Consider the following 25021-nt stretch of genomic DNA (forward strand, 5'->3'; position numbering starts at 1 on the left):
AAACTCTTCAGGCGCATATCACTGCGGGTTGGCACGGATGCTGGAAAGCAACGATTTCAGGTTGGCAGCCTTGGGCTTGACCAGCCAGAAACGACGCAGGTAATCATCGAGGTTTTCGGCGAGGTTACGACCCCATTCGCTGCCGGTCTCCTCGACGTACTCGTCCAGCACGTGCTGCAAGTGGTTCCGGTAGGATTCCATGGCTTCGCCGCTGATCCGCTGGATCTCGACCAACTCGTGGTTGACCTTGTCGACGAAGGTGTTGTCCTGGTCGAGCACGTAGGCGAAACCGCCGGTCATGCCCGAACCGAAGTTGTAACCGGTCTTGCCCAGTACCGCGACAAAGCCCCCGGTCATGTACTCGCAGCAGTGATCGCCAGTGCCTTCCACCACGGTGTGGGCACCGGAGTTACGCACGGCAAAACGCTCACCGGCGGTACCGGCGGCGAACAGCTTGCCACCGGTGGCACCGTACAAGCAGGTGTTGCCGATGATGGCACTGTCCTGGGTCTTGTAGATGCTGCCTTTAGGCGGAACGATCACCAACTTGCCGCCGGTCATGCCCTTGCCCACGTAGTCGTTGGCGTCGCCTTCGAGGTACATGTGCAGGCCGCCAGCGTTCCACACGCCGAAGCTCTGACCCGCAGTGCCCTTGAAGCGGAACGTGATCGGCGCCTTGGCCATGCCCTGGTTGCCGTGCTTGCGTGCGATTTCGCCGGAGATGCGTGCGCCGATGGAACGGTCGCAGTTGCAGATATCCAGAGCGAATTCGCCGCCGCTGGCGTCATTGATCGAGGAGCCGGCCATCTCGACCATCTTCTCGGCCAACAGGCCTTTGTCGAACGGCGGGTTACGGTCCACCTGGCAGAATTGCGGCTTGTCTGCCGGGATGTGATCGCTGCCCAACAGCGGCGTCAGGTCCAGGTGGTTCTGCTTGGCGGTCTGGCCTTCGAGGATGTCGAGCAGGTCGGTACGCCCGATCAGTTCTTCGAGGGAACGCACACCCAGCTTGGCCAGCCACTCACGGGTCTCTTCGGCGACGTAGGTGAAGAAGTTCACCACCATGTCGACGGTGCCGATGTAGTGATCCTTGCGCAGCTTCTCATTCTGAGTGGCGACGCCGGTGGCGCAGTTGTTCAGGTGGCAGATGCGCAGGTATTTGCAGCCCAAAGCGATCATTGGCGCGGTGCCGAAGCCGAAGCTTTCGGCGCCGAGGATCGCGGCTTTGATCACGTCGAGGCCGGTTTTCAGGCCGCCGTCGGTCTGCACCCGGACTTTGCCGCGCAGGTCGTTGCCGCGCAGGGTCTGGTGGGTTTCGGCCAGGCCGAGTTCCCACGGTGCGCCGGCGTACTTGATCGAGGTCAGCGGCGAAGCGCCGGTACCGCCGTCGTAGCCGGAGATGGTGATCAAGTCGGCATAAGCCTTGGCGACACCGGCGGCGATGGTGCCCACGCCGGCTTCCGCCACCAGTTTCACCGAGACCAGGGCCTGCGGGTTGACTTGTTTCAAGTCAAAAATCAGCTGCGACAAGTCTTCAATCGAGTAGATGTCGTGGTGCGGCGGCGGCGAAATCAGGGTCACACCCGGCACTGCGTAACGCAGCTTGGCGATCAGACCGTTGACCTTGCCACCTGGCAGTTGGCCGCCTTCACCGGGCTTGGCGCCCTGGGCGACTTTGATCTGCAGCACTTCGGCATTGACCAGGTATTCCGGGGTTACACCGAAACGGCCAGTCGCCACCTGCTTGATTTTCGAGCTCTTGATGGTGCCGTAGCGCGCCGGGTCTTCACCGCCTTCGCCGGAGTTGGAACGCGCACCCAGGCGGTTCATGGCTTCGGCCAGGGCTTCGTGAGCCTCAGGCGACAGAGCACCGAGGGAAATACCGGCGGAGTCGAAGCGCTTGAGGATCGACTCCAACGGTTCGATTTCGCTGATGGCCAGCGGCGTGTCCAGGGTTTTCACCTTGAACAGGTCGCGGATCATCGACACCGGGCGGTTATCCACCAGCGCGGTGTATTCCTTGAACTTGGCGTAGTCGCCCTGCTGCACAGCGGCTTGCAGGGTGTTGACCACGTCCGGGTTGTACGCGTGGTATTCGCCACCGTGCACGAACTTGAGCAGGCCGCCTTGCTGGATCGGCTTGCGTGCGCTCCAGGCTTCGGCCGCCAGGGCTTTTTGCTCGGCTTCGATGTCGACGAAACGCGCGCCCTTGATACGGCTTGGCACGCCACGGAAGCTCAGCTCGCAAACTTCTTCGGACAGGCCGATGGCTTCGAACAGTTGTGCGCCACGGTACGAGGTGACAGTGGAGATGCCCATCTTCGACAGGATCTTCAACAGGCCCTTGGTGATGCCCTTACGGTAGTTCTTGAACACCTCATAGAGGTCGCCCAGCACCTCACCGGTACGGATCAGGTCACCCAGCACTTCGTACGCAAGGAACGGGTACACCGCCGAGGCGCCGAAACCGATCAACACCGCAAAGTGGTGCGGGTCGCGGGCGGTAGCGGTTTCCACGAGGATGTTGGAGTCGCAACGCAGGCCCTTTTCGGTCAAGCGGTGGTGCACCGCGCCGGTGGCCAGGGAGGCGTGGATCGGCAGCTTGCCGGGAGCAATGTGACGGTCGGTCAGCACGATCTGGGTGCGACCGGCGCGCACAGCTTCTTCAGCCTGATCCGCGACGTTGCGTACAGCCGCTTCAAGGCCGAGGCTCTCGTCGTAGTTCAGGTCGATGATCTGGCGGTCAAAGCCCGGACGCTCCAGGGTCATCAACGAGCGCCACTTGGCCGGGGAAATGACCGGCGAGCTGAGGATCACACGCGAGGCGTGCTCAGGCGATTCCTGGAAGATGTTGCGCTCGGCGCCGAGGCACACTTCCAGCGACATCACGATCGCTTCGCGCAACGGGTCGATCGGTGGGTTGGTCACCTGGGCGAACTGCTGGCGGAAATAATCGTACGGCGTGCGTACGCGCTGGGACAGCACGGCCATCGGCGTGTCGTCGCCCATCGAGCCGACGGCCTCGTAGCCTTGCTCGCCGAGCGGGCGCAGCACCTGGTCGCGCTCCTCGAACGTAACCTGGTACATCTTCATGTACTGCTTGAGCTGGTCGACGTCGTAGAACGCCGAACCATGGTCGTTGTCTTCCATGGTCGCCTGGATGCGCAGGGCGTTCTTGCGCAGCCATTGCTTGTACGGGTGACGCGACTTCAAGCGGTTGTCGATGGCGTCGGTGTCGAGGATCTGCCCGGTTTCGGTGTCCACGGCCAGGATCTGGCCAGGGCCTACGCGGCCTTTGGCGATCACGTCTTCGGGTTTGTAGTCCCACACGCCGATTTCCGACGCCAGGGTGATGAAACCGTTGGTGGTGGTGACCCAACGCGCCGGGCGCAGACCGTTACGGTCGAGCAGGCACACCGCGTAGCGACCGTCGGTCATGACCACGCCGGCCGGGCCGTCCCACGGCTCCATGTGCATCGAGTTGTACTCGTAGAATGCACGCAGGTCCGGATCCATGGTTTCGACGTTCTGCCACGCAGGCGGAATGATCATGCGCACGCCACGGAACAGGTCGATGCCACCGGTGACCATCAGCTCAAGCATGTTGTCCATGCTCGAGGAGTCGGAACCCACGCGGTTGACCAGCGGGCCGAGCTCTTCCAAATCCATCAAGTCGTTGGCGAACTTGGTGCGACGGGCCACGGCCCAGTTGCGGTTGCCGGTGATGGTGTTGATCTCGCCGTTGTGGGCGAGGAAGCGGAATGGCTGAGCCAGCGGCCATTTCGGCAGGGTGTTGGTGGAGAAGCGCTGGTGGAACACGCAGATTGCGGTTTGCAGGCGCTCGTCGCTCAGGTCCGGATAGAAGGCGGTCAAATCCGCCGGCATCATCAGGCCTTTATAAATGATGGTCTTGTGCGAAAAGCTGCAGATGTAGTGGTCGGCATCGGCGGCGTTGGCCACGGACGAGCGACGACGCGATGTGAACAGTTTGATCGCCATGTCCTGGTCGCTCAGGCCGTCGCCCGCGATGAACACTTGTTCGATCTGCGGCAGGCGCTCCAGGGCCAGGCGGCCGAGCACGCTGGTGTCGATCGGCACTTTGCGCCAGCCGACGAGTTGCAGGCCGGCAGCCAGGATCTCGCGGTTCATGTTCTCGCGAGCGGCTTCGGCTTTGACCGGGTCCTGGTTGAAAAACACCATGCCCACGGCGTACTGCTTGGGCAGCTCGACCGCGAAATGCTGTTTGGCGACAGCGCGCAGGAACTGGTCGGGCTTTTGAATCAGCAAGCCGCAACCGTCACCGGTCTTGCCGTCGGCGTTGATCCCACCGCGGTGGGTCATGCAGGTCAGGGCCTCGATGGCCGTTTGCAAAAGGGTATGACTGGGCTCGCCCTGCATGTGGGCTATCAGGCCGAAACCGCAGTTATCCTTGAATTCATCGGGTTGGTACAGACCTGCTTTCATAGACACTTTCTCACCAGGCTGCCTCTTATATCGAGGCAAATTTCTTTTCAATTCAACCGGTTACCTTCCACGCCGAACGTACGCCGGCTTAGCGGGGGCAAAAGGGAGGTCATTGTACACACCGACACGAACGCTCACAAATTTAGCGACGAAATGTCGCAAATCTATGTCGCATTTATGAAAGGTTTAAAGCGATATGCTGTGCTAGTCAAAACTTTTTTAATTCTGACCGCTACGACTCAAAAGCTACCGTGACGCAGACACCACAAAGCGCGCGGCCTTCAGGGCTGCACGCTTTGTTGTTTTTTTTGAGGTGCTGAGAGAGCGGCCTGGGTAAGGCCGCCGGGTCTTCAGCGAGCTGTTGCGAGTTCTTGTTGAACGCTGGCGACAGTGCGAGGCCAAGGTTTACCAGCCTGAACCTTCGCTGGCAAGGTTTTGATCGCAGAATCAGCTGCAGCACGGCTTGCGAAGTTGCCGTAGGTGATCACGTAGAGAGGCTTGCCGTTGAGCACTTTCTTGAAATAACGGTACTCACCGCCCTGCTCTTTCACGAACGCCTGGGCGTTGGCTTCAGAGCTGGTGCCGAGGATCTGCACCACGAAGTTACCGGTAGGCTGGCTGGCGTACCAGCTGCTGCCGGCGGAACCGGCTTTGGCAACGGTGGCGGCGGGTTTTTCAGCAGGCTTGGCTGCCGGTGCAGGCGCTGGCTTGGCAGCTGGCGCAGGCGCGACCGGCTTGGTCACTGGCGCAGGCTTGGCGGTAGCGACCGTTGGCGCAGGTGTCGGCTTGGCTGCAGGCTGACCCGCTGGCACGCCCGCAGGTGGCGCGGTGGTGGTCACGGTTGGCGGCGTGGCGCTGGAGCCTTCCACCGGCACGCCGTCGTCGCCTTCGGAAATGCCACCGGCTTCTTCAGCGAGCGGGCCGCGCATTACAGGCTGACCGACCATTGGCAGGTTGGTCGGCTGGCCGGAGTTGGCGAATTCTACGTTTGGCGTGGGCTTGCCCAGTGGCAACTGCGCCTGTTCGGTTGGCGCGCCGGCAGTCGTCGGTGCCTTGCTGCGACCTGGGATCAACCAGGCGGCGGCGACAGCGACCACGACAACGGCGGAAATAGCCAATACGTGTTTCTTAGGCATAGTGAACCCCATCTTTGGACGCTTGACCGCAGAGCGGCTGGCAATCATGGCTTCGATCATGGCATCGCGGGCGACCTGGTTGATGGTGCCGGGCCAGCCGTCGGAGCTTTCGTGAATATCAGAGATCTGCGCAGCGGAGAAAAGTTCGATGCCGGCCCCTGCGCCTTCCAGGCGTTGAGCCAGGTATTCGCGGGTTTCTTCCTCTTCGTACGGCTGCAGCTCGATGACGTGGAACAGCTCCTGATCGCCACTGATCTGCTCCAGATCGGCGATCAACGACGACTCACCGAACAGGAACACGTGCGGGCGACCTTCCGGCGTACCCGCCGCCAGTGCCAACAGCGCTTCAAGGGCGGACTCGTCGAGCTGCTCGGCGTCATCCACCAGCAAGTAGACTTCCTGGCCGGTCAGGCCCAGTTGCACAACTTGCTTGAGGATCGCGTTCGGCTCAGCAGTGGACACGTCCAGCGCCTGTGCAACCTGGCGCAACACGCCCGCCGCGTCACCCGCACCACGGGCCGACACCACCACGCTCTGTACCGATTGCTTGTTGGTGCTAGCCACCAGCGCCTGACGCAGCAAGGTTTTGCCGCTGCCCAACGGCCCGGTCACAACCAGCAGCAACTGGCTGTAGCGCGCAAGGTGGTGCAACTGCCCGAGCACCGGCTTGCGCTGGGCCGGGAAAAATTTGAAACCAGGCACCCGTGGAGCAAAAGGGTCGTGGCTTAACTGGTAATGGCCGAGGAACGCCTCGTCGGCATGCAAACTAGTCATCGGGATCTTATTAACCTTTAAGCTGGGCCAGGGCGCGGTAATCCGCTCCCAGCGTGGCCTGTAAAATCTCTTTCGGATAATCGTCGGTCACTACCGCTTCGCCCATGTGGCGCAGCAGCACCAGTCGCAGGCGACCGTCGATCACTTTCTTGTCTATCGCCATATGTTCGAGGAAGTCAGCCTCGGTCATCTCCTCAGGCGGAATGACCGGCAAACCGGCGCGCTGGAACAGGCGAATGCCGCGATCGCGCTCCTGGGCGCTGATCCAGCCCAGGCGTTGCGACATCTCCAATGCCATCACAGTGCCAGCCGCTACGGCCTCCCCATGCAACCACACACCATAGCCCATGTGGGTTTCGATCGCATGGCCGAAGGTGTGGCCCAGGTTCAGAGTGGCCCGTACACCGGACTCCCGTTCGTCGGCATTGACCACCAGCGCCTTCGCGGCGCAGGAGCGGGAAATCGCTTCGGTCAGCGCCACCTTGGTCGAGGGCGCGCAAGGCGTCCACGTGTTCTTCCAGCCAGGTCAGGAACGGCTCGTCACAGATCAGCCCGTACTTGATGACTTCCGCAAGGCCCGCCGACAGTTCACGCGGAGGCAAAGTGTTGAGGGTCGCGGTGTCGATCAGTACGGCTTGGGGCTGGTAGAACGCGCCGACCATGTTCTTGCCCAGCGGGTGGTTGATACCGGTCTTGCCGCCCACCGACGAATCGACCTGGGACAGCAACGTGGTCGGTACCTGGATAAAGTCCACGCCACGCTGGTAGCAGGCCGCCGCAAAGCCGGCCATATCGCCGATCACCCCGCCGCCCAGGGCGACCACGGTGGTGCGCCGATCATGGCGTGCAGTCAGCAGGCCATCAAAAATCAGTTGCAGGGTTTCCCAGTTCTTGTGGGCTTCGCCGTCCGGCAACACCACGGAGATCACCGAGTACGCCGCCAGGCTGCGGCTCAGACGCTCAAGATACAGCGGCGCGACTGTTTCGTTGGAGATGATCGCCACCTGCCGCCCGGCAATATGCGGTGCAAGCAACTCGGGCTGGTCCAACAGGCCTTCGCCAATATGGATCGGGTAGCTGCGCTCGCCTAGATCGACCTTAAGTGTCTGCATGTGTCCCCGCGTTGAAGATGTATTGACGACCGGCAATGTCGAAACCTGACGTTGCCTGATGGCTCTACGCCACACCCCAAAGGGTGATGGCGCGCCGCCGAGAATAGCGCATTTCGGGCCTGGCTTTAACGGGGTGGCAGCCGTTGCAGGCGCTCAAGAATGTCGAGCACCACCATCCGCGGTGGCCTCTCATCGGTTTCTACCACCAGATCGGCGATCTCCCGATACAGCGGATCGCGCAGCGCCAGCAGATCCCTCAGGGTCTTGGCCGGGTCGGCGGTGCGCAACAAAGGGCGATTGCGATCACGGGCGGTACGACCCACTTGCTGCTCCACCGACGCATGCAGATAGACCACGCGACCACCGGCGTGCAGCGCCCGGCGGTTTTCATCGCGCATCACCGCGCCACCGCCGGTGGCCAATACCACGCCATCGCAGCCGCACAGCTCGGCAATCATCGCCTGCTCGCGGTCGCGAAAGCCCAGTTCGCCTTCCTTATCGAAGATCCATGGGATATTGGCACCCGTGCGCAATTCAATTTCCTTGTCGGAATCTTTGAAAGGCAGGCGCAGCTCTTTGGCCAGCAAACGGCCGATGGTGCTTTTTCCAGCCCCCATCGGTCCTACAAGAATCAAATTTCGCACAGAATCAACGACTCACAGCAATCGCCTGGTTATTCATAATACGCGGAGTCAGGAATACCAGCAGCTCGGATTTTTTCTCCGCCAGCACATCGCGCCGGAAAAGGCGGCCAAGATACGGCACATCGCCCAAAAATGGCACTTTATCTAGCACTTTGCTTTGGGTATTGGAGAAAACCCCGCCGATCACGATGGTCTCGCCATCCTTGACCAGCACTTTGGCGTTGACCTCGTTTTTCTTGATCGGCGGCACGTCGTTGAGTTTGTTCAGGTAGTCGGGCTCATCCTTGGTGACCTTGACCACCATGATCACATAGTCGTCCGGGGTGATTTGCGGGGTCACCTCCAGCGACAGCGAGGCCTCCTTGAACGACACCGATGTTGCGCCCTGAGAGGTGGATTCCTGGTAGGGAATCTCGGTGCCCTTGAGGATGCGCGCCGTCTCCTTGTCGGAGGTGACCACCTTGGGCTGCGAGACGATTTCACCGTTACCGCTTTTTTCCATGGCGGTCAGCTCCAGGTCCAGCAACAGGTTGTCGGTGATGTAGGCGATGCCCAGGCCTGAGGTGGCGGTCAGCGAACCCAGGTCGACAAAGGGTGAGCTGGGTGGGTTTGCCGGGGCTTCAGTGCCTTGCGCCAGGGGTTTGCGGATGCCGCCCGCCTCCCAGTCGCCTCGATTCAGGCGCCCGCCCCAGCGTACGCCGAGGCTTTTGTCGTAATCGACGTTGGCCTCGACAATCCGCGCCTCGATCATTACCTGGCGTACCGGGATGTCCAGTTGCGCCACGATCCGTCGCAGCTCCTCCAGGCGTTCGCCGGTCTGGTAGGCGATGATGTTGTTGGTGCGGTCATCCACCGCCACCGAGCCACGTTCATCAGTGGCGCCCTCAAGGCCGCTCACCGACTGGAACAGCTTGGCCAGGTCCGCCGCCTTGGCGTAGTTGACCTGCAACAGCTCCCGGCGTAACGGCGCCAATTCGGCCATTTGCTTGCTCGACTCCAACACCAACAGTTCACGCGCAGCCAGCTCCTCGGCAGGCGCCACCAGCAATACGCCGGCCTTCACCCGCTTATCCAGCCCCTTGACTTGCAGCACCAGGTCCAGCGCCTGGTCCCAGGGCACGTCCTTGAGGCGCAACGTGATCGAGCCTTGTACCTCGTCACTGGCCACAAGGTTAAGCCCGGCCACATCCGCAATCTGCTGCAGTACCGCACGCAAATCGATGTTCTGGAAGTTGAGGTTCAGCTTGTCGCCGGTATAGGTAATGCTCGCAACCGCATTGCCAGACGGTGGCAGATGGATCAAATCCACACGGTTGGGCACAGCAGCAGCCATCGGTGCCGTGAACGCTATCCATAGCGCCACACCGAAGGACGAAAAAGTCCTTTTCATTTTTTGATTCCGTTATGAGTTGACGTTTAACAACAGGGTTCGCGAACGCTCCAACCACCCGCCGCGTTCACCGGGGAACAGCTCCACCAGTTCGATATGGCCATCGTGAATGGCCGTCACCCGGCCGTGATCGGGCCCCAGGTAGTCGCCGACGGCCAGGCGGTGCACCGTGGACGCCGAACGCAACAGCGCAAAGGTATGCACCCCACGCGACAGGGTTCCGACCATTTCGAACTGATCCACGGCGAGGCTTTCCAGCACACCACGCAACCGGGTGAGGTCCGGCGCACGTGCGGGCCGCCCAGGCAAGTGATCGACCTGAACCACCAGCGGCTGGAACGGATCGCGCAGGCCGAAGGCTTCGTAGACGAAAGACTGCCCGCGCACGCCAGGTTCGCCCGACCCGCCACCGGACTGACTATGCCAGTAGGTCTTGGCCAGCAGATCAAGGCGCAGCAGCTTGCCTTCACGGCGCATTGCAACCTCATGCACCGTAGCGATTCGCGAAAGGCCGCCCACGGCGCTTACGAACGTCGCCAGGTCGTGATAGACGCCGGTCACACCGATCTGCACGGGCTGCTCGCTATAGAACGCCCGAGGCTGCTCATCCAGCGGGATGACGCTTTCGATCAGCAAACCATTGGCCTGCGCCAAACGAGCGATGTCTTCCAGCAAGCCAGGCATTTCCGATTTGCCCGGAAACGCCTGCAAGGACGCGTCGACCTTCGCCTGCAAACGCTGAAGCTGCTGCGTGCGCGCCTCAAGACTGGCGGATAACGCTGATTTTTGCGCAAGTTGCTTTCGCAACAGCACTTCCTGCGCCTCGACCTGGTGCAACCGCTCCCGCGACGGGCTGAGGTACGCGAGTTCACCCGCCACCCACACCATGCCGGCCAGCGCACAGCCCAGCAGGGCCTTGCCGGGGAGGGGCCATTTCGAAGCGTTGTGAGTGAGTGCGAAAATATCGAGCCTGGGCAGGCTCATGGCTGAGCCTCGGTGGACTCTCCCTGGCGCACCATCAACTGGAATTCATTGTTGCCGCGAGCGCCTTCGGTGCGCACATGCTGCAAGCGGGCGGCGTTGCGCCCCTCGGAGACCTCCAGGCGGCGCATCAACTGGGCGATGTCCTGGCTGGATTCGGCACTGCCGCTGATGCTCAGCGTGTCGCCCTTGGCCACCACCTCATGCAGATGCACACCCTCAGGGACTGCACGCGCCAACTGGTCCAGTAACTGGGCACCGGACGAACGGGAATCGTGCAGGTCTTGCACCACCTTCATGCGCTGCGCCAGTTGCTGGCTCTGCGCCTGCAGGTCGTCAATGGTTTTGATGCGCGCGTCGAGGATGCCGACGTCTTTGCCCAAATGGTCATTGCGCGTCACTTGACGGTCAATCGCCTGGTCGATCACCTGGTCTGCCAGCCACACGGCCGCGAGCGCCACACAGGCGAACGCCAGCAAAAACGCCAGGAAGTATTTGCGCCGACGCTCTGCCAGCGCCTGGCGCCAAGGCAAAAGATTGATTCGTGTCATCAAGCGAAACTCCTCAGGGCCAGCCCGCAAGCAATTCCCATCCCTTGGGCATCCACGACCCATTGTGCACCATCGACTTGATGGCCCGGCATGAAGCTGGCGAAATCCTGACCGCAAGCGCGCGCCAATGCAAACGCGTCGACATCCACCACCTTGGGCACCAGCCCGGCCAGGGTCAAAACCGCCTCGCGGGCTTCCACCTGCGCCTTCAGGCAAGCCGCCAGCAGCACCTGCACCCGCGCCGGGTCGGCAATCGACGGCCCCTGCACCTGAAAGTCGATGGCCACGTCATCCAGCGGGTAGGGAATGTATTGATCAGCCTCCATCTGGATCATCCAGCTCATTTCGTCGTCGCTGAGCCCGGCTTCCAGCTCTACCAGCCGGGTAATCACCGAGGGCCCGGCCACCGCAACGGCGGCGCCACGGGCACGGGTGTGCAACCGAGACAGCGCCGTAAGCAAGGCGCGTCCGATCGCCTCGAGATCCAGCAAGGTACCATCGACCACCGCATGGGCGGGCAACCCTTGCGTGGAATAGCCCTGAATGGTGTAACCGGAGGTTGAACGGCCCAGCTCGACCAGCCGGATCGCCGTGTCATTGATGTCGACGCCCAGTAGGCCTTCGCCTTTTCGCCTGAAAAATCCCTTTCCCATAAAACTCCCTAAAACTTTGTCTGTCATACCGCCTGATTGGTACCGTGGGTGGTGCATTCGGTCGACTTGTTTGAGTGGTGCGAATGACGCCCCAGGCCGAAAATGCTTTAATGCCCAGCGTTTTTTCCCGCTTTTATCTGCAGCTCGGGTTGATCCATCGTTTGCCATGCATGCCCCGACGCCTAACTCATTCTTTTCTCTGGAAATCCAAAAGCCTTGATTCGTCTGCTGAAGTTTTTCGGGTACTCCATTGTCGCGATCGTCTGCGGGCTGATGCTCGTTCTCAGCGGGGCCTACCTCTACCTTAGTCCGGGTTTGCCCTCCGTAGAGGCCCTGAGAAGCATCCAGTTGCAGATTCCTTTGCGGGTCTACAGCAGCGATGAAAAGCTGATCGCGGAGTTCGGCGAAATGCGCCGCACACCGATCCGTTTTGCCGACATTCCGCCTAATTTCATCAGCGCCTTGCTGTCGGCCGAAGACGATAATTTTGCCAACCACTATGGCGTCGACCCCAGCAGCCTGGTGCGAGCAGCCACACAATTGGTAAAAAGCGGACACATTCAGTCCGGGGGCAGCACCATCACGATGCAGGTGGCGAAGAACTTCTTCCTCACCAGTGAGCGCAGTTTTTCGCGTAAGGCCACCGAGATCCTTCTGGCGCTGCAGATCGAACGCCAGTTGACCAAGGACGAGATCCTCGAGCTGTACGTCAACAAGATCTACTTGGGCAACCGCGCCTACGGGATCGAGGCGGCCTCCCAGGTGTACTACGGCAAGTCGATCCGTGACGCCAGCCTGGCGCAGATGGCCATGATTGCCGGCCTGCCCAAGGCCCCGTCGCGCTTTAACCCCCTGGCCAACCCGGCGCGCAGCAAAGAACGCCGCGACTGGATCCTGGGGCGCATGTACAAGCTGGGCAAGATCGACCAGGCCGCTTATGAAAGCGCCGTGGCCGAGCCGCTGAACGCCAGCTACCACGTGCCGACACCGGAGGTGAATGCGCCGTACATCGCTGAAATGGCGCGGGCCGAGATGGTCGGCCGTTATGGCAGCGAGGCTTACACCGAAGGCTTCCGTGTGACCACCACCGTTCCGAGCGACTTGCAAGACATCGCCAATAACTCGGTGCATTCCGGCCTGATTACCTATGACCAGCGCCACGGCTACCGCGGCCCTGAATCGCGCCTGCCGGGCAAGACCCTTAGCGCGTGGTCCACCGAGCTGGGCAAACAGCGCCCGATCAGCGGCCTGGAGCCGGCCATCGTCACCCAGGTGAAGAAGGATGGCGTGCAGGTACTGACCCGCACCGGCGAAGCGCATGTGGCCTGGGACAGCATGAAGTGGGCGCGCCCGTTCCTGAACACCAACAGCATGGGCCCGATGCCCAAGCAGCCATCGGACGTTGCGCAGGTGGGTGACTTGATCCGCGTGCAACGCCAGCCCGACGACAGCCTCAAATTCAGCCAGGTGCCGTTGGCCCAGGGCGCTCTGGTGTCGCTGGACCCACAGAACGGCGCAATCCGCGCCCTGGTAGGAGGCTTCGCCTTCGAGCAGAGCAACTACAACCGCGCCACCCAGGCCAAGCGTCAGCCGGGCTCGAGCTTCAAGCCGTTCATCTATAGCGCCGCCCTGGATAACGGCTACACCGCCGCTAGCCTGGTCAACGATGCACCGATCGTGTTTGTCGACGAGTACCTGGACAAGGTCTGGCGCCCGAAGAACGACACCAATACCTTCCTCGGCCCGATCCGCATCCGCGAGGCGCTGTACAAGTCGCGCAACCTGGTGTCGATCCGCTTGCTGCAAGCGATGGGCGTGGGCAAGACCATCGACTACATCACCCGCTTTGGTTTCGCCAAGTCGGATCTGCCGCCGAACCTGTCGCTGGCCCTGGGTACCGCAACCCTTACACCGATGGAAATCGCTACCGGCTGGAGCACGTTTGCCAACGGCGGCTACAAGATCGCGCCGTATCTGATCGACAAGATTGAAAGCCGCAATGGCGACACACTGTTCACCGCCAACCCGCCTCGAGTGCCGGGGGATGTGGTCAACGGTGTCGCAGCCACTGACGGACTGGCGGCGCCGAGCCACGGCGGTATCACCATCGAGCCGACTCCGGGCACAACGCCTGCGGCCAGCGGCACGCCGGCTGAGCCCCAGACGCCTGCAGTCGCCGAGCGCATCGTCGACGGCCGTACCACGTATATCCTCAACAGCATCCTTGAGGACGTGATCAAGAAGGGTACCGGCCGCCGCGCCCTGGCCCTGGGCCGGGCGGATATCGCGGGCAAGACCGGTACCACCAACGAATCCAAGGATGCCTGGTTCTCCGGCTATAACGCCGACTACGTGACCACCGTGTGGACCGGCTACGACCAGCCGGAAAGCCTCGGCCGCCGCGAGTTCGGCGGCACCGTGGCGCTGCCAATCTGGATGAGCTACATGGGCGCGGCCTTGAAGGACAAGCCGCTGCACACCCAGCCGGAACCGGAAGGCATCCTCAGCCTGCGGATCGACCCGGTCAGCGGCCGGGCGGCCTCGCCAAGCACGCCGAATGCGTACTTCGAACTGTTCAAGAGCGAAGACACGCCGCCGTCGGTCAACGAGCTGGGCAATGGCGTTGCACCGGGCAGCCCGCTGCCGGCGGATGAGGCGGCGCCAATCGATTTGTTCTGACACAGCTCCACTGTAGGAGCTGGCTTGCCTGCGATACACCTCGGTGCAACTGAATAACCGAGGTGCCTGCATCGCGGGCAAGCCCGGCCCCCACAGGGCCCAGCTACATTCCGATTAGCCACAAAAAAGCCCCGACTCGCGAGAGCCGGGGCTTTTTTTGTGGGTGCGCTACAACGGCTTAGCCGTTGAACACATCATCCACGCTTTGCAGCGGGTAGTGCTTCGGATACGGCAGGGTGGCCACACCGGTCTCGATTGCGGCCTTGGCCACGGCGTCGGAGATCAGGGTGATCAGGCGCTTGTCCATTGGTTTCGGGATGATGTACTCACGACCGAATTCCAACTTGATGCCACCGTAGGCGTCGCACACTTCCTGAGGCACCGGCAGCTTGGCCAGTTCGCGCAGGGCGTTGGCGGCAGCCACTTTCATCTCTTCGTTGATGCGCTTGGCGCGAACGTCCAGGGCACCACGGAAGATGAACGGGAAGCCCAGTACGTTGTTGACCTGGTTCGGGTAGTCCGAACGGCCGGTGGCCATGATCACGTCGTTACGGGTGGCGTGCGCCAGTTCCGGGGAGATTTCCGGATCAGGGTTGGAGCACGCGAACACGATCGGGTTGGCCGCCATGGACTTGAGGCCTTCGGCGCTCAGCAGGTTCGGGCCGGACAGGCCAACGAACACGTCGGCACCGTCGAGGGCGTCAGCCAGGGTGCGCTTGTCGGTGGCGTGGGCAAACATCGCCTTGTACTGGTTCAGGTCGGTACGCTCGGACTGGACCACGCCCTTGCTGTCGACCATGAAGATGTTTTCCAGCTTGGCGCCCATGCTCACCAGCAACTTCATGCAGGAGATGGCCGCAGCACCAGCGCCCAGGCAGACGATTTGCGCGTCAGCCAGGGTTTTACCGGCGATTTCCAGGGCGTTGATCATGCCGGCTGCGGTAACGATCGCGGTGCCGTGCTGGTCATCGTGGAATACCGGAATGTCGCACTGTTCGATCAGCGCCTTTTCGATCTCGAAGCACTCAGGTGCCTTGATGTCTTCCAGGTTGATGCCACCGAAGGTGATGGAAATGCGCTTTACGGTGTCGATGAAAGCCTGCGGGCTTTCGGAATCGACTTCGATGTCGAAAACGTCGATGCCGGCAAAGCGCTTGAACAGCACGCCCTTACCTTCCATGACTGGCTTGGAAGCCAATGGGCCGAGGTTACCCAAGCCCAGAATCGCGGTGCCATCGGAAATCACTGCAACCAGGTTGCCTTTGCCGGTGTACTTGTACGCCAGTTCGGGGTCGCGGGCGATTTCACGTACGGGCTCGGCAACGCCAGGGCTGTAGGCCAGCGACAGATCGCGGGCGGTGGCAGTGGCTTTGGTGAGCTCTACACTCAGCTTTCCTGGACGAGGATGGGCATGATATTCGAGAGCGGCAGTTTTCAAATCAGACATATCGGCATTCCGCTTTTACTGTTGGTCGACGGACCGCCGAGGATACGCGTGTCGTAAAGTCCCCACAAGACTGGGCAGTCACAGGTGTCAAGGGCCCTGCACTAAGACTTTCGGCCAAGAGCCACGGGATACAAGGGCTCAACTGTTCACAATCGACTATAAAAATGTCTACAATTTTTTTCTTAAGGCATCGGTTTGAGCATGCCGGGATCGGTCAGTGGCAGCAGCCAACGCGCCTGGCCGTTTTTCAGGCCGCCGCGCCGCGAACGATCCTGCACCCAGCCACGCGCCTCGACCGTACGGCCTTGCAGACCATTGAGCATGCCCACGTCGAACTCGCGGACCTGATCGGGTGCAATGCGTAATACCAGTGAACCCTGCAATTCGATCCAGATACCACCACGATTGCGCTCGATCTTGCTCACCTGCCCACTGATCAGCGCAAAGCCTGATTGCCGAAGTTGTGCCACGGCCTGCACCGGCGACTGCCGCCATAGCCCCAGACGGGACTGGCGAGCGCTGTTTTCAGCGGCCTGCTGGCAAGCGACGAGGTCGACATTCGGCGCAACCCCTACCTGGAACCCCAGGCCCTCGGCCAGCAGCTGTGCTTCCAGGTTCTCGCCATTGGCACCATAGAGGTGGGCCAGGGCACGACCGTAGCGATCCTGGCTTTCACGCCCAGGCACCAGGCCGACGCGCCCGCCGCCGGCATCCAGCAATGCCTGCAAACGCTGGCGAGCGGCGACGGCGAAAGGCTCGTCTGCACGGCCCTTCTTGCCGGTCTCCGGGGCATTGATACCGATCATGCGCACGCTGCGGCCATCCTTGAGGCGTACCGTGTCGCCGTCCACCACGCGCTGCACTTCGACGCGGGCCATAGACGCCGGCGCCGGGCAGAACACCTCGGCCTGGGCAGCCGACAGCCAAATCGCAGGCACAAAAAAGGCGCCCGCAAGGGACGCCTTTTTCAACAGCTGGCAAAAGCCCATAAGGCTTTTGAGCCTTACTCTGCTGGAGTAGCAGCAGGCTTCTTGCCGAAAGCACCAAAGCGATCTGCGAAGCGCTGTACACGGCCGCCGGTGTCCAGAGTTTTCTGCTTACCGGTGTAGAACGGGTGGCACTCGTTGCATACGTCAGTACCCAGTGGCTTGCACAGGTTCGAACGAGTTTCGAACTTGTTGCCGCAGCTGCAGGTTACTTCGATGGTTTCGTACGCTGGATGGATATCGGCTTTCATGGTGACTTCCTCGGGCTAGCGTGCCGCCACTCGACACTATTGTCGAATACCGCACGTAATTAGGCCGCGGATTCTACCAGACCTTTTTAATCGCGCAAGCGGCGGACCCTATGGTTTGCGCCTATAAAAGGCCCTTTCATCAGAAAATATCCGCGACCGCTATACCGTTTTATCGACCTACGTGGCGAGCGGGCTTGCCCGCGTTGGGTTGCGAGGCAGCCCCAAAACTGGCCACCCGGCTTGTTCGAAAAAAACCGGTGCTTTTACTGGGGCCGCTTCGCGGCCCAACGCGGGCAAGCCCGCTCGCCACATAAGCCCGCTCGCCACCGCGGCGCGTCGCCTGCGAATCCAGAGCTAGAGGCAGTTGTGTAGATACCGATGCCGCCGGTCTGCTAGGCTCCCGCCCCTGCGCCACCGCCTGCCTTTATATGAGACCCCTCGCGTGCCCGACGCCATCTTGCGCCTAGCCCTGCCCTCGCCCCTGCGCCGCCTGTTCGATTACCGAGCCCCGGCCGGCGTGCTGCGGGCGCAGTTGCAGCCGGGCATGCGGGTGCGCGTGCCATTCGGGCGACGGGAAATGATCGGCATCCTCATAGAAGTCGCCGACCACAGCGAAGTCCCGGCCGAGAAGCTCAAGCCGGCCCTGGCGATCCTCGATGCCACACCGCCGCTGCCGCCCGCGCTGTTCAAGCTGTGCCTGTGGACCGCCCAGTATTACCAACACAGCCTGGGCGACACCCTGAGCTGGGCCCTGCCGGTGTTGCTGCGCCAGGGCGAACTGGCCGAAGCACGCCAGGAGCGCTTCTGGTCGATGGTGCCCGGTGCGCGTTTCGACGACCCGCGTATCGCCCGTGCCCCGCGCCAGCGTGAGGCCCTGGCGACCCTGGCCCAGCACCCTCACGGCGTGGCCCATCAGCTATTAAGCAAGCTGATGCTGAGCAAAGACAGCCTCGACCTGCTGCTGGCCAAGGGCTTGGTGCAGGTGGAAATCCGCAAGCACGCCCCCGACCCACGCCACGAACACTGGCTGGCGCAGCCCGAACTGCCGCTGAACCCCGAGCAGCGGGCGGCGTATGAGGCCATTCGCGCAGGTTTCGACAGTTTCCACGCGTTCCTGCTGGCCGGCGTCACCGGCAGCGGCAAAACCGAAGTGTATTTGCAGCTGATCCGCGAAACCCTGCAGGCCGGCAAACAGGCGCTGGTGCTGATCCCGGAGATCAACCTGGGCCCGCAGACCCTGGCGCGCTTCGAACAGCGCTTTAATGCACGCATTGCCCTGGTGCACTCGGCGGTCAACGACCGCGAGCGGCTGGAGTCGTGGCTGGCGGCGCGCGATGGCGAGGCCGACATTATTATCGGCACCCGTTCGGCGCTGTTCACGCCGATGAAAAACCCCGGGCTGATCATCATCGACGAGGAGCACGACGGCTCCTATAAACAGCAGGAAGGTTTGCGCTACCACGCCCGCGACCTGGCGCTGGTGCGGGCGCGCCAGGAAGACATCCCGATTGTGCTGGGCTCGGCCACGCCGTCCCTGGAAAGCCTGCACAACGCCTACACCGGCCGTTATGGGCTCCTACGCTTGAATGAGCGGGCGGGCGGCGCCAAGCAGCCACGCTTCCTGCGCCTGGATGTAAAAAGCCGCCCGCTGGACAGCGGCATTTCCGGGCCGATGCAACAAGCCATCGGCCAGACCCTCGCCGCTGGCCAGCAGGTATTGGTGTTTCTCAATCGCCGGGGCTTTGCGCCGACACTGTTATGCCATGACTGCGGCTGGATGTCCGAGTGCGAGCGCTGCGATGCGCGCATGACCGTGCACCAGCGCTACGGCGAGTTGCGGTGCCACCATTGCGGCCATGTGGAGCGCGTACCGCGCCATTGCCCGCAATGCGGCAAGGTCGACCTGCGCCCGGTGGGCGCGGGCACCGAGCGCGCCGAAGAACGCCTGGGCATTCTGTTTCCGGATTACCCGGTGCTGCGGGTCGACCGCGACAGCACTTCGCGCAAAGACGCAATGAACCAGTTATTCGCCACCATCCAGAAGGGCCAACCGTGCATTCTGGTGGGCACGCAGATGCTAGCCAAAGGACATCACTTTCCACGGGTGACGCTGGTGTCGATCCTCGATGCCGACGGCGGCCTGTTTTCCGGGGATTTCCGCGCCAGCGAGCGCATGGCGCAGTTGATCGTGCAGGTCGCAGGCCGCGCCGGGCGTGCCGAGGAGCCAGGCAAGGTGATTATCCAGACGCACCTGGCCGACCACCCGCTGCTGATTCAGCTGACAGAACAAGGCTACTTTGCTTTCGCCGAACAGGCGCTGAGCGAACGCCGGGCCGCCGGGCTGCCGCCGTTCGCGCACCTGGCGCTGCTGCGTGCCGAAGCCCACAAACCGGGACAGGCCGAAGGTTTTCTGGATGAAGCCTGCAGCATCGCCGAACGATTGCTCGGCGAACTGGGTCTGACCGGCATCGAGCTGCTTGGCCCGGTGCCCGCCCCCATGGAGCGCCGCGCCGGGCGTTATCGCGCTCAGCTACTCTTGCAAGCAACGTCCCGCGCACCGCTGCACCGGCTATTAAGTAGCTGGTTGCTTGCTCTGGAGCAAATGCCCAGCGGCCGCCAGGTGCGATGGTCGCTGGATGTGGACCCGGTAGATCTGTATTGATAGCAATTGCGCCATCGCAGGCCAGCCAGCTCCCACGTTTTGAAATGTGAACACCCTTAAATGTGGGAGCGGGCTTGCCCGCGATGAGGCCCGCAGGTCCGCCATCTGGTCTGAACGGTTGGCAAGCCCGCCCTCGCCACGGATAATGCCCAGTTTTTCCACCTGCGCATCGCGCGCCGCCGCTTGCGGTCGAAAGAGAACACCATGAAAGACACCATTCGCCAGCTGATCCAACAAGCCCTCACCCAACTCGTCAACGAAGGTGTGTTGCCTGAAGGCCTGACGCCGGCGATCCAGGTGGAAAACACCCGCGACAAGACCCACGGCGACTTCGCCAGCAACATCGCGATGATGCTGTCCAAGCCTGCGGGCATGAAACCGCGTGACCTGGCGGAAAAAATCATCGCCGCGCTGCCGGCCGACGAAAGTGTGACCAAGGCCGAAATCGCCGGCCCGGGCTTTATCAATTTCTTCCAGAACACCCAGGCCCTGGCTTCGCGCCTGGACGCGGCCCTCGCCGACAGCAAAATCGGCGTGCGCAAGGCTGGCCCGCAGCAACGCGTGGCCGTTGACCTGTCCGCGCCGAACCTGGCCAAAGAGATGCACGTCGGCCACCTGCGTTCGACCATCATTGGCGACGGCGTGGCGCGGGTGCTGGAGTTCCTGGGCGATACCGTGATCCGCCAGAACCACGTGGGCGATTGGGGCACCCAGTTCGGCATGCTGATGGCCTATCTGCAGGAAAACCCGATCACCAGCAACGAGCTGGCGGACCTGGAAAACTTCTACCGCGCCGCCAAAAAGCGTTTCGACGAATCCGAAGAATTCGCCGACCGCGCCCGTGGGCTGGTGGTCAAGCTGCAAGCCGGTGACCAGGAGTGCCTGGAGCTGTGGACGCGCTTTCGGGATATCTCGCTGTCGCACTGCCAGGAAATCTACGAACTGCTCAACGTCAAATTGACCATGGCCGACGTGATGGGCGAAAGCGCCTACAACGACGACCTGATCAACGTGGTCAACGACCTCAAGGCCAAGGGCCTGCTGGTGGAGAGCAACGGCGCGCAGTGCGTGTTCCTCGAAGAATTCAAGACCGCCGACGGCGAGCCGCTGCCGGTGATCATCGTCAAGGCCGACGGCGGCTATCTGTACGCCACCACTGACCTGGCGGCCGTGCGCTACCGCAGCGGCGTGCTGAAAGCCGACCGTGCACTGTATTTCGTTGACCAGCGCCAGGCCCTGCACTTCCAGCAAGTGTTCGAAGTGGCACGCCGCGCCGGTTTCGTCACGCACCCGATGCACATGGAACACATGGGTTTCGGCACCATGAACGGCGCCGATGGCCGCCCGTTCAAGACCCGCGACGGCGGCACCGTGAAGCTGATCGACCTGCTGAACGAAGCCCAGGAACGCGCCTACCTGCTGGTAAAGGAAAAGAACCCGGAGCTGGCCGAAGCCGATTTGCGCAATATTGCCCGCGTAGTCGGGATCGGCGCGGTGAAATACGCCGACCTGTCCAAGCACCGTACCAGCGACTACAGCTTCAACTTCGAGCTGATGCTCAATTTTGAAGGCAACACCGCGCCCTACCTGCTGTACGCCTACACCCGTGTGGCGGGCGTTTTCCGCAAGTTGGGCAAGGACTTCAGCGAAGTTGAAGGCCAGATCGTGCTCGATGCCCCGCATGAACAGGAACTGGCAGCCAAACTCGCGCAATTCGGCGAAGTGCTGAACAGCGTCGGCGAGAAAGGCACGCCGCATATCCTGTGCACCTACCTGTACGAAGTCGCGGGTCTGTTCTCCAGCTTCTACGAGAATTGCCCGATCCTCACCGCCGACGACGAAGCCCAGAAGCAGAGTCGCCTGCGCCTCGCCGCACTGGCCGGACGGACCCTCAAGCAAGGCCTGGAGCTGTTGGGCCTGGAAACTCTGGAGCGTATGTAAGTTGGCTGCCAAGAAAAAACCTGCACCCAAGCGCGGCGCCAGCCGCTATCAGGCACCGGCAAAGAAGCCTATTCCGGGCTGGCTGTGGATGGCCATCGGCCTCACGGTCGGCGCGTTTATCGTGTTTCTGATGAAGCTGGACCCGGGCAAGGGTGATGACGTAAAGCGCGTCAAACAAGAGCAGCAGAAGGCCACCAAAATGGCCGAAGCCAACAAGACCGCGCCTAGCCCGACTGCACCGGTGAAGCCGAAGTACGATTTCTACACGCTGCTGCCGGAATCGGAAGTAATCGTACCGCCGGACGCCGTGCCGGAAAAAACCCTGCCGACCCCGCAAGTGCCGACAACGCCGGTGACCCCGGCAGAAGCCGCGAAAATCGACACCGCGCGCGCCCAGGCCGCGCTGGCCGGGATCACCCCGCCGCCACCGCCACCGGTTGCAGAAACCAAAGCCGCGCCGGTGACCAAGTTCTTCCTGCAAGCGGGCTCGTTCCCGAAACAGGCGGATGCGGATCGTGTACGGGCGCAGATCATTTTGCTGGGACAGACGGTGACTGTGGAGTCCGGCACGGTGAAGGATGCGACCTGGTACCGCGTGCTCGTGGGGCCGTTCAGCAACCGTGAACAGCTGACCGTGGCGCAGAAGCAACTGGCGGGCGCAGGCTTTAGCAACCTGTTGTTACAACAGCGCCAGAGCCGCTGATTCAGGCTCAACACCGATAAAAATGTGGGAGCTGGCTTGCGTGCGATAGCGATGTAACAGTCAATATTTTCAGTGACTGACACACCGCTATCGCAGGCAAGCCAGCTCCCACATTTGGTTTTGTGGTGTGCTTGAGAACGTGTAAGACCAATAAACACCGCTCGTCCGCACTCACGTCCTACGGTTGAAATCATCCCCACCACCCCCATATCAGTTTCCATCAGGGCATTTTCGCCCCGCTGCGTGGAGACTCTCCCCTTGACCACCATCGTTTCAGTACGTCGCCACGGCAAAGTCGTCATGGGCGGCGACGGCCAGGTTTCCCTTGGCAACACCGTGATGAAAGGCAACGCCAAGAAAGTCCGTCGCCTGTACCACGGCCAGGTTCTCGCAGGCTTTGCCGGCGCTACCGCCGACGCCTTCACCCTCTTCGAGCGTTTTGAAGGCCAACTGGAAAAACACCAGGGCCACCTCGTGCGCGCCGCTGTCGAGCTTGCCAAAGAATGGCGCACCGACCGCTCCCTCAGCCGCCTGGAAGCCATGCTGGCCGTCGCCAACAAAGACGCTTCCCTGATCATCACCGGTAACGGCGATGTGGTTGAGCCTGAACATGGCCTGATCGCCATGGGGTCCGGTGGCGGCTACGCCCAAGCGGCCGCCAGCGCACTGATGAAGAAAACCGACCTGTCGGCCCGCGAAATCGTCGAGACTGCCTTGGGCATCGCGGGCGATATCTGCGTGTTCACCAACCACAACTTCACCATTGAGGAGCAGGACCTCGCCGAATAAGCCGTAGGCTTATTCCCGCTTGAGGCCGCCAAACACTATGTCCATGACTCCCCGCGAAATCGTCCATGAACTTAATCGCCATATCATCGGCCAGGACGATGCCAAGCGCGCCGTTGCCATTGCGCTGCGTAACCGCTGGCGCCGCATGCAACTGCCCGAAGAACTGCGCGTTGAAGTAACGCCGAAGAACATCCTGATGATCGGGCCGACCGGCGTCGGTAAAACCGAAATCGCCCGGCGCCTGGCCAAACTGGCCAACGCCCCGTTTATCAAGGTCGAAGCCACCAAGTTCACCGAAGTCGGCTATGTGGGCCGTGACGTCGAGTCGATCATCCGTGACCTGGCCGACGCCGCCCTGAAGCTGTTGCGCGAACAGGAAATGACCAAGGTCAGCCACCGCGCCGAAGACGCCGCCGAAGAGCGCATCCTCGATGCCCTGCTGCCACCGGCGCGCATGGGCTTCAACGAAGACGCGGCACCGGCCTCGGATTCCAACACCCGCCAGCTGTTCCGCAAGCGCCTGCGTGAAGGCCAGTTGGACGACAAGGAAATCGAGATCGAAGTGGCCGAAGTGTCCGGCGTCGACATCTCCGCACCGCCTGGCATGGAGGAAATGACCAGCCAGTTGCAGAACCTGTTTGCCAATATGGGCAAGGGCAAGAAGAAAAGCCGCAAGCTCAAGGTGAAGGAAGCGCTGAAACTGGTGCGCGACGAAGAAGCCGGGCGCCTGGTAAATGAGGAAGAACTCAAGGCCAAGGCCCTGGAAGCGGTCGAGCAGCATGGCATCGTGTTTATCGACGAGATCGACAAGGTGGCCAAGCGCGGCAACTCCGGCGGCGTCGATGTGTCCCGCGAAGGCGTACAGCGCGACCTGCTGCCGCTGATCGAGGGCTGCACCGTGAACACCAAGCTGGGCATGGTCAAGACCGACCACATCCTGTTTATCGCCTCCGGTGCGTTCCACCTGAGCAAGCCAAGCGACCTGGTGCCCGAGCTGCAAGGCCGTCTGCCGATTCGTGTGGAGCTCAAGGCGCTGACCCCGGGCGACTTCGAGCGCATCCTCAGCGAGCCGCATGCTTCGCTGACAGAGCAGTACCGCGAGCTGCTGAAAACCGAAGGCTTAGGGATCGAGTTCCAACCCGATGGCATCAAGCGCCTGGCGGAGATCGCCTGGCAGGTCAACGAGAAGACCGAGAACATCGGTGCGCGTCGCCTGCATACCCTGCTCGAGCGTTTGCTGGAGGAAGTGTCCTTCAGTGCTGGTGACCTGGCTGGTGCGCAGAACGGCGAAGTGATCAAGATCGACGCTGATTACGTCAACAGCCATTTGGGCGAATTGGCGCAGAACGAAGATCTGTCGCGGTACATTCTGTAAGCCGCAAGCTGTAAGCTACAAGCCGCAAGTTGAGCACATTCAACTTGTAGCTTGTAGCCCAAGGTGTCCCCAATGCCGAAATTCCCCACCGCTGTTAATTTGCACAAAACCTCCAACACCCTCGGCCTCACCTACGGGCCCGATGAGGTGTACCAGCTTCCCGCCGAACTGCTGCGCACCCACTCGCCGTCCGCCGAAGTCCAGGGCCACGGCAAACCCATCCTGCAATTCGGCAAGCTCAATGTCCGGTTGATCAAGATTGAACCGGCCGGTCAGTACGCACTGAAATTGACCTTCGACGACGGGCATGACAGCGGTTTGTTCACGTGGGACTACCTCTACCAGTTGGCCGTGCGCCAAGAGGCGTTGTGGGCCGATTATCTTGCCGAGCTCAAAGCGGCCGGTAAAACCCGCGACCCGAGCCAGTCGGTCGTGCGGCTGATGCTCTAGCCCAGGCTTCTCGCTCTTTAGAGGGCATTTTCT

At 61.7% G+C, this 25021-nt stretch carries 17 protein-coding genes and 1 pseudogene; 7 read left to right on the top strand and 11 right to left on the bottom strand.

Going from position 1 to position 25021, the window contains the following annotated elements; genetic code table 11:
• Positions 1–18: 18 nt before the first annotated feature.
• From gltB to pilM, 8 genes and pseudogenes are all read right to left on the bottom strand, one after another.
• Positions 19–4464 carry a glutamate synthase large subunit gene (gltB, locus tag LRS56_24410; GenBank protein WDU61892.1) on the bottom strand — a complete coding sequence of 1482 codons (4446 nt, stop codon included), beginning with the start codon at positions 4462–4464 and terminating at the stop codon, positions 19–21.
• Between the two features lie 350 nt (positions 4465–4814).
• Entirely contained in the window at positions 4815–6374 is a 1560-nt protein-coding gene (locus tag LRS56_24415) for an SPOR domain-containing protein (GenBank protein WDU61893.1), read from the bottom strand.
• 10 nt (positions 6375–6384) lie between these two features.
• Positions 6385–7486 (bottom strand): annotated as a pseudogene (gene aroB / locus LRS56_24420) (3-dehydroquinate synthase).
• A 125-nt stretch (positions 7487–7611) separates the two neighbouring features.
• Positions 7612–8130 (bottom strand): shikimate kinase AroK, encoded by a 519-nt coding sequence (gene aroK, locus LRS56_24425; GenBank protein WDU61894.1) that lies wholly within the window; start codon positions 8128–8130, stop codon positions 7612–7614.
• 4 nt (positions 8131–8134) lie between these two features.
• Positions 8135–9463, bottom strand: a complete 1329-nt coding sequence (locus tag LRS56_24430) for a type IV pilus secretin PilQ family protein (GenBank protein ID WDU65808.1) — start codon at positions 9461–9463, stop codon at positions 8135–8137.
• Positions 9464–9532: 69 nt separating this feature from the next.
• Positions 9533–10504, bottom strand: coding sequence for a pilus assembly protein PilP (locus tag LRS56_24435; protein WDU61895.1), 972 nt, complete (start codon positions 10502–10504; stop codon positions 9533–9535).
• Positions 10501–11052 (bottom strand): PilN domain-containing protein, encoded by a 552-nt coding sequence (locus tag LRS56_24440; protein ID WDU61896.1) that lies wholly within the window; start codon positions 11050–11052, stop codon positions 10501–10503. Before LRS56_24440 ends, LRS56_24435 begins: the two co-directional genes overlap by 4 nt.
• Entirely contained in the window at positions 11052–11705 is a 654-nt protein-coding gene (gene pilM, locus LRS56_24445; GenBank protein ID WDU61897.1) for a type IV pilus assembly protein PilM, read from the bottom strand. The genes LRS56_24440 and pilM overlap by 1 nt, the downstream gene beginning before the upstream one ends.
• Positions 11706–11921: 216 nt before the next feature.
• Here pilM and LRS56_24450 point away from each other — a divergent pair, with 216 nt between their 5' ends.
• A complete protein-coding gene (locus LRS56_24450; protein ID WDU61898.1) occupies positions 11922–14384 on the top strand; it encodes a penicillin-binding protein 1A in 2463 nt (820 codons plus the stop codon).
• Between the two features lie 178 nt (positions 14385–14562).
• On the opposite strand, the gene LRS56_24455 is transcribed toward LRS56_24450, so the two are convergent.
• From LRS56_24455 to rpmE, 3 genes are all read right to left on the bottom strand, one after another.
• Entirely contained in the window at positions 14563–15831 is a 1269-nt protein-coding gene (locus tag LRS56_24455; protein ID WDU61899.1) for a malate dehydrogenase, read from the bottom strand.
• A gap of 182 nt (positions 15832–16013) precedes the next feature.
• A complete protein-coding gene (locus tag LRS56_24460; GenBank protein ID WDU61900.1) occupies positions 16014–16820 on the bottom strand; it encodes a thermonuclease family protein in 807 nt (268 codons plus the stop codon).
• Between the two features lie 14 nt (positions 16821–16834).
• On the bottom strand, positions 16835–17068 hold the full coding sequence (gene rpmE / locus LRS56_24465; protein WDU61901.1) for a 50S ribosomal protein L31: 234 nt from the start codon (positions 17066–17068) through the stop codon (positions 16835–16837).
• Between the two features lie 442 nt (positions 17069–17510).
• Between rpmE and LRS56_24470 the strand changes: the two genes are divergently transcribed.
• From LRS56_24470 to LRS56_24495, 6 genes are all read left to right on the top strand, one after another.
• Positions 17511–19730, top strand: a complete 2220-nt coding sequence (locus LRS56_24470; GenBank protein WDU61902.1) for a primosomal protein N' — start codon at positions 17511–17513, stop codon at positions 19728–19730.
• A 204-nt stretch (positions 19731–19934) separates the two neighbouring features.
• On the top strand, positions 19935–21671 hold the full coding sequence (argS, locus tag LRS56_24475) for an arginine--tRNA ligase (protein WDU61903.1): 1737 nt from the start codon (positions 19935–19937) through the stop codon (positions 21669–21671).
• A gap of 1 nt (position 21672) precedes the next feature.
• Entirely contained in the window at positions 21673–22374 is a 702-nt protein-coding gene (locus LRS56_24480; protein WDU61904.1) for an SPOR domain-containing protein, read from the top strand.
• Between the two features lie 258 nt (positions 22375–22632).
• Positions 22633–23163: an ATP-dependent protease subunit HslV gene (hslV, locus tag LRS56_24485; protein WDU61905.1), complete on the top strand. Its 531-nt coding sequence runs from the start codon at positions 22633–22635 to the stop codon at positions 23161–23163.
• 37 nt (positions 23164–23200) lie between these two features.
• Entirely contained in the window at positions 23201–24538 is a 1338-nt protein-coding gene (gene hslU / locus LRS56_24490) for an ATP-dependent protease ATPase subunit HslU (protein WDU61906.1), read from the top strand.
• A 72-nt stretch (positions 24539–24610) separates the two neighbouring features.
• Entirely contained in the window at positions 24611–24988 is a 378-nt protein-coding gene (locus LRS56_24495) for a DUF971 domain-containing protein (protein ID WDU61907.1), read from the top strand.
• Positions 24989–25021: the final 33 nt, after the last annotated feature.

The sequence above is a fragment of the Pseudomonas poae genome (genome assembly GCA_028869255.1).
GTDB classification, from domain to species: domain Bacteria; phylum Pseudomonadota; class Gammaproteobacteria; order Pseudomonadales; family Pseudomonadaceae; genus Aquipseudomonas; species Aquipseudomonas poae_C.

Bases quoted from the DNA above. Each gene is read 5' to 3' on its own strand.
- gltB (WDU61892.1), bottom strand. From the start codon at position 4,464: ATGAAAGCAGGTCTGTACCAACCCGATGAATTCAAGGATAACTGCGGT.
- LRS56_24415 (WDU61893.1), bottom strand. From the start codon at position 6,374: ATGACTAGTTTGCATGCCGACGAGGCGTTCCTCGGCCATTACCAGTTA.
- LRS56_24430 (WDU65808.1), bottom strand. From the start codon at position 9,463: ATGGCTGCTGCTGTGCCCAACCGTGTGGATTTGATCCATCTGCCACCG.
- LRS56_24435 (WDU61895.1), bottom strand. From the start codon at position 10,504: ATGAGCCTGCCCAGGCTCGATATTTTCGCACTCACTCACAACGCTTCG.
- LRS56_24440 (WDU61896.1), bottom strand. From the start codon at position 11,052: ATGACACGAATCAATCTTTTGCCTTGGCGCCAGGCGCTGGCAGAGCGT.
- pilM (WDU61897.1), bottom strand. From the start codon at position 11,705: ATGGGAAAGGGATTTTTCAGGCGAAAAGGCGAAGGCCTACTGGGCGTC.
- LRS56_24455 (WDU61899.1), bottom strand. From the start codon at position 15,831: ATGTCTGATTTGAAAACTGCCGCTCTCGAATATCATGCCCATCCTCGT.
- LRS56_24460 (WDU61900.1), bottom strand. From the start codon at position 16,820: ATGGGCTTTTGCCAGCTGTTGAAAAAGGCGTCCCTTGCGGGCGCCTTT.
- rpmE (WDU61901.1), bottom strand. From the start codon at position 17,068: ATGAAAGCCGATATCCATCCAGCGTACGAAACCATCGAAGTAACCTGC.
- argS (WDU61903.1), top strand. From the start codon at position 19,935: ATGAAAGACACCATTCGCCAGCTGATCCAACAAGCCCTCACCCAACTC.
- hslU (WDU61906.1), top strand. From the start codon at position 23,201: ATGTCCATGACTCCCCGCGAAATCGTCCATGAACTTAATCGCCATATC.
- LRS56_24495 (WDU61907.1), top strand. From the start codon at position 24,611: ATGCCGAAATTCCCCACCGCTGTTAATTTGCACAAAACCTCCAACACC.